Source organism: Microbispora sp. NPDC049633 (assembly GCF_040675265.1).
GTDB lineage: Bacteria > Actinomycetota > Actinomycetes > Streptosporangiales > Streptosporangiaceae > Microbispora > Microbispora maris.
Genome location: NZ_JBFAOO010000242.1, coordinates 1 through 9,969 on the forward strand (window position 1 = coordinate 1; position 9,969 = coordinate 9,969).

Sequence of the window (9,969 nt, forward strand, 5' to 3'; positions counted from 1 at the left end):
GCCCTGGTCGCGGAGGGCCGCTCCAACGCCGCGACCGCCCGCGCGCTGTTCGTCTCCGAGGCGGCCGTCGCCAAGCACATCGCGAGCATCCTGGCCAAGCTCGACCTCCCTCCGGACGCCGACGACCACCGCCGGGTGCTCGCCGTCCTCGCCTACCTGCGCGCCGCCGTGTGAGCGGGGGCCGGTGCCCGGGCGTGAGCCGTGACGACAGGGTCAGGCGGACGTGCCCGCGGGAAGACGCTCCGGGGAGAGCCGGACGGCGCGTCGTTTCCTGAGCCACCTCACCAGCTCGACGACCATGGCGATCGACAGCGCGATGCCGAGACCGAGGAGCAGGCCCTTGATCGGGTCGTTCTCGAACGCCATCCCGCCGAAGAAGCCGATCAGACCGGAGTACACCCCCCACGAGCCCGCCGCGATCGCGTCGAAGAGCGTGAACGAGCGCAACGGGTGCCGTACGGCGCCCATGGTGAGCGTGGTCGCGGTTCGCCCGCCGGGGATGTACCTGGCCACGACCAGGACGAGACCGCCCCGCTCGGCCAGCGCGTTCCGCGCCCAGACGAACGCCTTCTTCTCCCGCAACCTGCCCCCCGACCTGTTTCCGATCAAATAGGAGATGTGGTCACCGGCGAAGGCCCCGAGAGCCGCGACCAGGATGACCAGGGCCAGGTTGGTCTCGCCCGAAGCGGCGAACACCGCGGCGGTGATCACCGAGGTCTCGGCCGGCACGACAGGGAAGAACCCGTCGAGCAGCGCCAGGGCGAAAAGCGCCACATATAACCAGGGCGACGACATCACCTGCTGCACCAGGTCGAGGAGGGCGTGCGACATCAGCGTGACTCCGATCGTTGGGACCCATACACCGTGTCGGCCAGGGAGCACCGGGGACATCCGGGAGATCCCGGGTCGGACGCGGGCTCATCCCCTACAGGGATCAGGGCCGCGGGTCAGGGCCGGCACCCCATGAAGTTAGGCACTCCGCAGGTCACGGCACATCGGACGATCGGCGGGTGGCACCCCTACTTTCGTATGGCGAAGCCCGGGCCGGGCGGCGGACGCCGGCGTCAGGCGAGGTCGGCGTCGTGCACGAGGATCGCCGCCTGCACCCTGTTGGCCAGGCCCAGCTTGGCGAGCAGCCGGCTCACGTGCGCCTTCACGGTCGGTTCCGACAGCTTCAGCTCCCGCCCGATCTCGGCGTTGGACAGGCCGCGTGCCAGCGCTCTGACCACGTCCTCCTCCCTCGCCGTGAGTGCGGCGAGCCGCTCGCGTGCGACCTCGGCGCGCGAGGGCGCCTTGTGCACGAACGAGCCGAGAAGCCGCTTCAGCACGGCGGGGGAGAGCATCGCGTTGCCCTCGGCGACCGTGTGGACCGCGGTGATGAGTTCACGTGGCGGGGTGTCCTTCAGCAGGAACCCCACGGCGCCGAGACGCAGCGCCTCGTGGACGTACTCGTCCAGGTCGAAGGTGGTCAGCATGACCACCTTCGGGGCGCCGGCACCGCGTAGGAGCCGTCCCGCGGCGGTGAGGCCGTCCATCGAGCACGTCTGTCTCGGCGCCGCCGGCGTGCTTGTGCGCGTTGGTCAGCGCCTCCTGCACCACCCGGTAGGCGGTGCGTTCCGCGGACTGCCCGAGCGGGCGGGCCGGGCCCTCGTCGCGCCGGTTGACCACGAGACCGAGAGCGCGAGACTGCGCGAGCAGCCGGTCGAGGTCGGCCAGTGTGGGCTGCGGGTCGCGGGAGGTGCCCTGCGCGCGCAGCACGCCGAGCACCTCGCGCAGGTTGCCCAAAGCCTCCCTGCCGACGTCGCCGATCAGGGCGGCCGCCCGGGCCGTACGCTCGTCCGGCGCGCCGACCTCCAAGGCACCGGCGTGCAGGACCATCAGCGACACCCGGTGCGCGACCACGTCGTGCATCTCCCGCGCGATGCGGGCGCGTTCCTGGGCGCGTGCCTGATCCGCGCGCAGGACCTGTTCCCGCACCAGCTGTTCGGCTTGTTCGCGCATGGCCACGAGCACCTGCCGCCTGGCGTGGCTCCACAGGCCGGCCACCAGCGGAAGCCCGACCAGCGCACCACCCAGGATGAGCACGTTGGGCGAGGAGCCCATCGTCAGCGCCCGGTGGCCGCCGCTCAGGCAGGAAACGACTCCGCCCAGCGCCCACACGGCGGACGCACCGGCCGCGTAGAGCCACAGGGTCCGACGGCGCCCCAGGTGCAGGCCCGCGTAGTAGGAGGCCACCACCGCCGGCGGCCACATGGCCGGCCAGATGTAGGCGACGGCCGCCACCACGGTCACCGGCCACACCGAACGCCTGGCGACGACGGCGGCCGCCGCCGCGGCAGCGGCGATCGCCAGGGCCACCGGGGCGGGCAGCGTCGTCGCGACACCGGCCCAGCCGTACGCGGAGCCCGCGCAGAGCAGGAACACCACGCCGCCGAGCGCCCACGGCAGGGCCCGATCCAGGATGCCCCAGCCGGTAGAAGTCACGATCAGAGGCTATTGGGGCCTCCGGCGGAGCGACCCCCTACGAAAGTCGCGCACGCCGCGTGACCTTCGCAGGGGACGGTAGGGCAGCACCGGGCGGCAGGGTGACGGGCATGAAGAACCTCCTCATCGCCGGCACGATCGCCCTGGCCCCCCTCACCGGCGGCGCCACCGCCGCCCCCGAGCCCGCCCTGCCCGCTCCGACAGGGCGTTACGCCGTCGGACGGTCCGACGTCCACCTGGTCGACTCCCGCCGGCCCGACCCCTGGGTGGACGGCAGGCCACGAGAGCTGATGGTCTCCCTCTGGTATCCGGCCGTGAGGGCGAAGGGCCCGGCCGCGCCGTACGTCACCCCGCAGGAGTCGGCGCTGATCCTCAAGGGGTTCCCCCAGCTGAAGGACCTCCCGCCGGCCACGCTCACGAAGACGAGGACGTACGCCCGCGCCGACACGCCCGCGCTGGCGAAGAAGGGCGGATGGCCGCTGGTTGTCGTGTCGCCCGGCATGACCATGCCACGGGCCACGCTGACCTCGCTGGCCGAGAAGTTCGCGAGCCGGGGCTACGTGGTCGCGGGCATCGAGCACACCTACGAGTCGGTCGCCACCACGTTCCCCGACGGCAGGACCGTCACGTTCGAGGCCGGTGCGGGTGGTCAGACCCCGGAGCTGGGGGAGAAGGTCGCCCGGGTGCGGGCGGCGGACACGACGTTCGTGCTGGACCGGCTGGAGCGGACGAGGCGCTGGAACCGGCTGATCGACGAGAGCAGGATCGCGATGGTCGGGCACTCGGTCGGCGGCCAGAGCGCCGCCCACCTGCTCGCCGTGAGCGACCGCATCACGGCCGCGGTCAACCTGGACGGCTCCTACAACCCCACGACCCCCGCCAAGCCGATCACCAAGCCGTTCATGATGATCGGCAACCCTCGGCAGCAGCCGGTCGCCGGCGGAGAGCCGAAGTCGTGGGACCTGTTCTGGCCGCATGTCACCGGCGCGTGGAAGCGCTGGCTCACCGTCACCGGTGCCGAGCACGTGAGCTTCGTCGACTACGCGGTGCTCGGGCCGCAGCTCGGCATGCGGGTCTCCCCGATGAACGGTGAGCGATCCCTGCGGATCACCCGGGACTACGTCACCGCCTTTCTCGACATCCACCTGAAGGGCGAGCGGCGGCCGCTGCTGGACGGGCCGTCGGCGAAGTATCCGGAAGCCAGCTTCTGGTAGCCGGACGGGCGCGGGCCGGATCAGCGTGCGGAGACGGGCTGGGGGGTGGGCATGACGCGCCGGACCTGCTCGCGCACGCGGGGAGCGATCTCGGCGGTCAGCGGCGCCTTCTCGGTCCGCACCCGGTTGAGCGCGAGGGCCAGCGCGGTGCCCCACAGCAGGTGCCCCGCCAGCAGCGCGGCCTGGCGTCCCACGCGGTCCTTGGGCACGGGCGGGTACGCGCCGATGCTCGGCGCGAGGCCCTGGTAGCCGAAATACCACACCAGCAACCCGTACGCCGTGCCGATCGGGACGGGCACCCGCTGACCGGCCGACAGCAGGCCGAGCACGGAGCCGCAGGAGGAACCGAACGCGAAGTGCGCGATCGTCCCGAGCACGTTCTCGCCCCTCTTGGGCTTGTCGCGTCCGGGAAGGGTCAGCCGCGCGAACCGCCGCGGCGGGGGCTCCTCCAGCACGCCGGCCTTGTCCGCCGCCATCAGCATCGCGCTGTACACGGCCGTCGCGAGCGCGCCGCCGACGGCGCCGTTCACCAGGTTGCGCATCATGAGGAGCCTCTTCCCACCCCGGATGGATCACCTGCCCTCGCGGTGCCCCGTCTTCGGTAAACCTTCAAGATCCCCGCAGTGGCCTGCCCGCAGGGAGGGTCACCGGCCGGCGAGCCTGCGGAGAAGGCGGCGGATGGCGCCGGCGCGGGACTCGGCGGCGGACGGGGGTCCGGTCTCCGGATCGGGGGCACCCACGGGGACGGCCGCGGAGCCGGGCTCGGCCTGTACGAGCCGGCAGCCCAACGACATGTAAGGAGCCAGCTGGTCGTAGTAGATGCGCCCGGTGACGAATCTGCCGTCTTCCACCGTCCACATCCCGCATCCCGTCCAGCGGACGGGGTAGCCGGTGCCGGGGATCTCGGTGCCGTCCGGGAGCAGCATCCCGCCCGCCTGGCTCCCCGACGTGACCCATTCGACGGCGATGGTGTCACCGTGGACCCGCATCGTGGTGACCTCGGTCGTCAGGTCGGGCACGGTGGAGAAGAACTGGCCGAAATACCACTCGATCTGTTCGTGCCCCTCGACCATGCCGACGGGGGTCACGAGAACGGCGTCCGGGTGGAAACAGTCCAGGAGGCGCCTGTTGTCGTGCGTGCGGAGTGCCTCCGCGAACGCGTCGTGGATCTCCCGGGAATCGGGCATGGCTCCCCCTTGCCACCCTGCAGCGTACGTCCGGGGGAGGACAGGCCGGCCTCATCCGGGGGTAAGGCCTTCTCCAGGAACGCCATAGGTGACGGGGCCGGCCCATCGACGGATCATGCCGGGACGATCGAGGTGAGCAACCTGTCCCAGTCGGCGAGGAAGCGGTCGAGGTTGTAGCGGGCCAGCGCGGCCGCGCGGGCCGCCTTACCGGCCTGGACGGCGAGTTCGGGCTCGTTGGCGAACCGGTCGAGGGCGCGCAGCAGGGTGGGCAGCTTGGTCGAGACGACACCGGCCTCCGGCGGCACCGCCTCCACGGCCTCGGTGGTGGCGAGCGCGACGATCGGCATGCCGATCATCATGGCCTCGATGAGCGACAGGCCGAGCGAGGTCCAGCGGTAGGGGTGCAGGTAGACCCGCCGCCTGGCCAGCTCGGCGTGCATGGCGGCCTGCGGGAGGTCCTCGAACGCCTCCATCTCCCTGTCCAGGCCGAGCTTGGACGGCAGGTTCGTCACCTTCATACCGAACACGTCGAGCGGGGCCGTCGCGGCGAACGTGGGCAGCAGGTCGGTCCCCGCGACCCGCCAGCGCCGGATCGGCTCGTTGACGACCACGCCCGCGCGGGCCAGCTCGCCGGTGTAGAGGTAGCCGGGGTCGACCACGCCGTGCTCGATGACATGGGTCGGGGCACGCCCGGAGTCCCAGAACAGGTCGTTGAAGTGGGTGACGTGGACGAGCGGGATGTCGTCCCGGTCGGCCAGCGGGTGGCGGCTCTTGGGCACGTCCCCCGCAGGGGTGTTGTGCTCCACGTAGACGCCGGGCACGTCGCGCCCCAGCCACTCGCGGGCCAGGTCGATCTCGTGCGGCCGCTGGTAGACGACCACGTCGACGTCCTCGGCGGCGAACCGGTCGTACGGGACCTCCCGCACGCTGCCGGGCCAGGGATAGGTGTCGGCCCGGCCCCGCCCGTCGGGACCGCGGTCGGGGGTGAGCGGAACCAGATACTCGTGCGCCCCGTGCACGAAGGAGGTGGTCCACGAACCGTGGACGTGCCAGACCATGATCTTCATCGCGTCGCTCCCCGTCCGTCGTCCTGCAGGCAACGGAACACCGTGCCTCCTGTCGCTGCCTCACCCACCTGCCCTGGTCCCGCCCTCCTCATCCTCAGCTGTGAGCTGAATCCCCGCGAGCACCAGATCGATCGCCGCGGCGAGGTCGGGCGCCACCTCGGGGGCGGCCGCCACCTCCTCCGCCAGCGTCACCGGGGTCGGCACGAGGATGCCCCTCGCGCCGGCGGCGCGGGCCGCCTCCACGTCCCGGCCGATGTCGCCGATCACCACGCAGCCCTCCGGAGGGACGCCGAGCCGCCGGGCCGCGCGCAGCACGAGACCGGGCGCGGGTTTGCGGCAGTCGCAGCGGTCGCCGTCGTCGTGCGGGCAGACCTCCCACACGTCGAACGGGCCGAGCAGGGTGTCCACCCGGTCGTTCACGGCCCGGAGGGCCTCCGGCGCGATGAGGCCCTTGGCCACTCCGGACTGGTTGGTCACGATCCCCACCGCGATGCCCTCCGCGCGGAGCCGGGCGAGCGCCTCCCTGGCCCCTGCGACGGGCTCGACGCGATCAGGGTCGGAGTTGTAAGGGACGTCGTAAATGAGCGTTCCGTCACGGTCGAAGAGCACCGCGGCGGGCCGGTGGGCGGGATCATGCACGAGCGACCTCCTGCGCGAATCGCCCGCCGGGCTACCCGGGGGACAAAGCGGCAAACACCGGTCGATGGTTACGCAGAGTAGCAGTTATTGAGTGCATCACCCACAGACGTCGACTTCTCTACAAAGGAGTGTTTAGTAGCGCTTCTCTCGGTAACCAGACCTCCACTGCGCAACGGAGGGAAACCGATGCGGTTCTTGGGGATAAACGCGATCTTTCATGATCCAGCCGCCGCGCTGGTCGTGGATGGTGAGGTGATCGCCGCAGCGGAAGAAGAGCGTTTCAGCCGGCGCAAGCACGGCAAGCGCCCGGTCCCTTTCTCCGCCTGGGAGCTGCCCGAGCTGGCCGCCGCGTGGTGCCTCGAACAGGCCGGTCTGCGGCCCGAGGACCTCGACGGCGTCGCCTACTCCTACGACCCCGCCCTCGTGGTGCCCGGGGGGCCCGGACAGGACGAGCGCTGGGAGGACCTGCGCACCGCCTACGCCCGCCGCGCGCCCAACTTCCTGGCCACCGCGCTGCCGGGTCTCGACGCCGCCCAGGTGCGGTTCGTCCCCCACCACATCGCGCACGCCGCGTCGGCCGGGCTGGCCGCGCCGTACCGCGAGTCGGCGGTGCTGGTCTGCGACGGCCGGGGTGAGGCCGTCTCGCACCTCGCCGGGCACTACCGGGACGGCGAGCTGACCGTCCTCGCGAGCCAGGCGCTGCCGCACTCCCTCGGGCTCATGTACGAGGACCTCACCGAGCACCTCGGCTTCCTCCGGTCGAGCGACGAGTACAAGGTGATGGCCCTCGCCTCCTACGGCGAGCCGCGCTTCCTGCGCGAGATGCGCGAGCTGATCCACCCGACGGGCGACGGGGGCTTCCGGGTCGAGCCGATCGACTGGAGCGTCTACGCCAAGGCGCTCGGCAAGGGCGAGAAGTGGACGGCCGACCACGCCGACCTCGCGGCGAGCGTCCAGATCCGCCTGGAGGAGGTGCTGCTCGACCTCGCGAAATGGCTGCACGAGCGGACCGGCGCCCGTTGTCTCACGATGGCCGGGGGAGTGGCGCTCAACTGCGTGGCCAACACCCGGCTGTTCGCGGAGGGCCCGTTCGAGGAGGTGTGGGTGCAGCCCGCGGCGGGCGACTCGGGCACAGCGCTCGGAGGAGCGCTGCACCTCGCCCAGGCGAGCGGCGACCCCGTCACCCCGATGCCCGGCGCCGACCTCGGCCGGGGCTGGAGCGACGAGGAACTGGGCGCCTGGCTCGACGTGGCGCGGGTGCCGTACGAGCGTCCCGCCGACCTCGCCGCGACCGTGGCCGCCGAGCTCGCCGCGGACCGCGTGATCGCCTGGTTCCAGGGACGCGCCGAGTACGGGCCCCGGGCGCTCGGCCGCCGGTCCCTGCTGGCACACCCCGGCAACCCCCGCAACACCGAGCGGCTCAACGACGTCAAGGGCCGCGAGCAGTTCCGCCCCATCGCCCCGATGGTGCTGGCGGAACGCGCCTCCACGATCTTCGGCAGGGGCCCGATGCCGAGCCCTTACATGCTGTTCGTCCACGACGTGCGGCCGGAGTGGCGCGACCGGATCCCCGCGGTCGTCCACGTCGACGGCACGGCCCGGATCCAGACCGTCGAACGCGGGCGCGACCCGCTGCTGGCCCGGCTGCTGGAGGAGTTCGAGGCCCGCACCGGGCTGCCGGTGGTGGTCAACACGAGCCTCAACACGGCCGGCCGCCCGATGGTCGACGACCCCCGCGACGCGCTGGAGTGCTTCGGCTCCGCCCCGGTGGACGTGCTCGTCCTCGGTCCGTACGTCGTGCGCAGGGGGGCGGTGTTCGCCGGATGACGACAGAGATGACCCGGGGGACGAACACGGCGTCCGCGAGCGAGCCGCACACGGATCCGCGTGGACAGACGGGGCCGGCGGTCACGGTCGTGATCCCGACGATCGGCCGGCCGAGCCTGGCCGCCACACTCGCCGCCCTCGGACCCGTTCATGGTCGCGGACCCGAGGTGATCGTGGTGGACGACCGGCCGGGGGAGAGCCCGGAGCCGCTGCCCGTGCCCGATCGCGTACGCGTGCTCAGGTCGGGCGGGCGGGGCCCGGCCGCCGCGCGCAACGCCGGGTGGCGGGCGGCGACGACGCCGTGGGTGGTGTTCCTCGACGACGACGTCGTGCCCGGCCCCGGCTGGCTGCGCGCGCTGACGGAGGACCTCGCCCGCCTGCCCGAGAACGTCGGCGGGAGCCAGGGACAGCTGGAGGTGCCGCTGCCCGCGGACCGCCGCCCGACCGACGCCGAGCGCAACACCGCCGGCCTGGCCGGCGCGCACTGGATCACCGCCGACATGGCGTATCGCAGGACCGCCCTGGAGGCGACCGGCGGGTTCGACGAGCGCTTCCCGGGGGCGTACCGCGAGGACGCCGACCTCGCGCTGCGGGTCGAGAACGCGGGGTTCTCGCTGGTCAAGGGGGAGCGGCTGACCCGCCACCCGGTGCGCGACGACGGCTTCTGGTCCAGCGTGCGCTTCCAGCGCGGCAACGCGTCGGACGCGCTCATGCGCCACGTGCACGGGCGTGACTGGCGGGTGATCAGCGGCGGCCACCCGGGCAGGCTCAAGCGGCACGCCCTCACCACCGGCATGGGCCTGCTCGCGCTCACGCTGGCGGCCGCCGGGGGCCGCCGGAGGCGGCTCGCCGCCGCCGCCGGGCTCGCGTGGCTCGGCCTCACCGCCGAGTTCGCCTGGGCCCGCATCGCCCCGGGTCCGCGTACGCCGGAGGAGGTCGCGCGCATGGCCGTGACCAGCGTGGTCATCCCTCCGGTGGCCTGCGCGCACCGGATCACCGGAGAAGTGAGGGTGCGGACGGGGAGGCGCTCGTGATCGGGACCGCTCTGGTGGTGCGGCCCGACAACGCGGGCGACGTCCTGCTCGCGGGGCCCGCCGTGCGCGCCGTCGCCGCCGGGGCGCGGGAGGTCGTCATGCTCGCCGGCCCGTACGGCCGGGCCGCGGCGGAGCTGCTGCCCGGCGTCGACCGGGTCCTGGAGTGGCGCGCGCCGTGGATCGACCCCGACCGGGTGCCGATGACCTCCGAGCACGCGGCCCGCCTGGTGGAGCAGGTCCGCGCCGTCGGCCCGGACGCGGCCGTGATCTTCACGTCCTTCCACCAGTCGGCGCTGCCGACGGCCCTGCTGCTGCGGCTGGCCGGGGTGCCGCGGATCGCCGCGATCAGCGAGGACTACCCCGGCTCCCTGCTCGACGTGCGTCATGTCGTGGACGAGGGCGTGGACGTCCCCGAGCCGGAGCGGATGCTCGGCCTCGCCCGCGCGGCCGGCTTCGACCTGCCGCCGGACGCCGCCGACTGGGCGGTGATGGTCGACCGGAACCGGGGCGGGCTCTT

10 protein-coding genes and 2 pseudogenes are annotated in these 9,969 nt (G+C 72.7%); 5 read left to right on the forward strand and 7 right to left on the reverse strand.

Going from position 1 to position 9,969, the window contains the following annotated elements:
- Nucleotides 1–174: LuxR C-terminal-related transcriptional regulator (locus tag AB0J39_RS35115; RefSeq protein WP_363472719.1), on the forward strand; the 174-nt coding region annotated here is incomplete at its 5' end.
- A gap of 39 nt (nucleotides 175–213) precedes the next feature.
- Here the strand turns inward: AB0J39_RS35115 and AB0J39_RS35120 are convergent.
- The 3 genes and pseudogenes from AB0J39_RS35120 to AB0J39_RS35130 form a co-directional block, all read right to left on the reverse strand.
- Entirely contained in the window at nucleotides 214–831 is a 618-nt protein-coding gene (locus AB0J39_RS35120; protein WP_363472702.1) for a DedA family protein, read from the reverse strand.
- 233 nt (nucleotides 832–1,064) lie between these two features.
- Nucleotides 1,065–1,535, reverse strand: coding sequence for a response regulator transcription factor (locus tag AB0J39_RS35125; protein WP_363472703.1), 471 nt, complete (start codon nucleotides 1,533–1,535; stop codon nucleotides 1,065–1,067).
- A gap of 220 nt (nucleotides 1,536–1,755) precedes the next feature.
- Nucleotides 1,756–2,253, reverse strand: a pseudogene (locus AB0J39_RS35130) (histidine kinase dimerization/phosphoacceptor domain-containing protein); the annotation flags it as partial.
- Nucleotides 2,254–2,594: 341 nt separating this feature from the next.
- On the opposite strand from AB0J39_RS35130, the gene AB0J39_RS35135 reads away from it, so the two are divergent.
- Nucleotides 2,595–3,698, forward strand: coding sequence for an alpha/beta hydrolase (locus AB0J39_RS35135; RefSeq protein WP_363472705.1), 1,104 nt, complete (start codon nucleotides 2,595–2,597; stop codon nucleotides 3,696–3,698).
- A gap of 20 nt (nucleotides 3,699–3,718) precedes the next feature.
- Here AB0J39_RS35135 and AB0J39_RS35140 read toward each other — a convergent pair whose 3' ends face one another.
- From AB0J39_RS35140 to AB0J39_RS35155, 4 genes are all read right to left on the reverse strand, one after another.
- Nucleotides 3,719–4,243 carry a DUF6789 family protein gene (locus AB0J39_RS35140; RefSeq protein ID WP_363472707.1) on the reverse strand — a complete coding sequence of 175 codons (525 nt, stop codon included), beginning with the start codon at nucleotides 4,241–4,243 and terminating at the stop codon, nucleotides 3,719–3,721.
- A 99-nt stretch (nucleotides 4,244–4,342) separates the two neighbouring features.
- Complete coding sequence (locus tag AB0J39_RS35145) at nucleotides 4,343–4,885, reverse strand: nuclear transport factor 2 family protein (RefSeq protein WP_363472709.1); 543 nt, start codon at nucleotides 4,883–4,885, stop codon at nucleotides 4,343–4,345.
- Between the two features lie 113 nt (nucleotides 4,886–4,998).
- Nucleotides 4,999–5,952 (reverse strand): glycosyltransferase, encoded by a 954-nt coding sequence (locus AB0J39_RS35150; RefSeq protein WP_363472711.1) that lies wholly within the window; start codon nucleotides 5,950–5,952, stop codon nucleotides 4,999–5,001.
- 60 nt (nucleotides 5,953–6,012) lie between these two features.
- Nucleotides 6,013–6,591, reverse strand: a complete 579-nt coding sequence (locus AB0J39_RS35155; protein WP_363472713.1) for an HAD family hydrolase — start codon at nucleotides 6,589–6,591, stop codon at nucleotides 6,013–6,015.
- A gap of 186 nt (nucleotides 6,592–6,777) precedes the next feature.
- Here AB0J39_RS35155 and AB0J39_RS35160 point away from each other — a divergent pair, with 186 nt between their 5' ends.
- From AB0J39_RS35160 to AB0J39_RS35170, 3 genes and pseudogenes are all read left to right on the forward strand, one after another.
- Nucleotides 6,778–8,418 carry a carbamoyltransferase C-terminal domain-containing protein gene (locus AB0J39_RS35160; RefSeq protein ID WP_363472715.1) on the forward strand — a complete coding sequence of 547 codons (1,641 nt, stop codon included), beginning with the start codon at nucleotides 6,778–6,780 and terminating at the stop codon, nucleotides 8,416–8,418.
- Entirely contained in the window at nucleotides 8,415–9,452 is a 1,038-nt protein-coding gene (locus tag AB0J39_RS35165; protein WP_363472717.1) for a glycosyltransferase, read from the forward strand. Before AB0J39_RS35160 ends, AB0J39_RS35165 begins: the two co-directional genes overlap by 4 nt.
- A pseudogene (locus AB0J39_RS35170) lies at nucleotides 9,449–9,969 on the forward strand (glycosyltransferase family 9 protein); the annotation flags it as partial. The gene AB0J39_RS35165 and the pseudogene AB0J39_RS35170, both read left to right, overlap by 4 nt.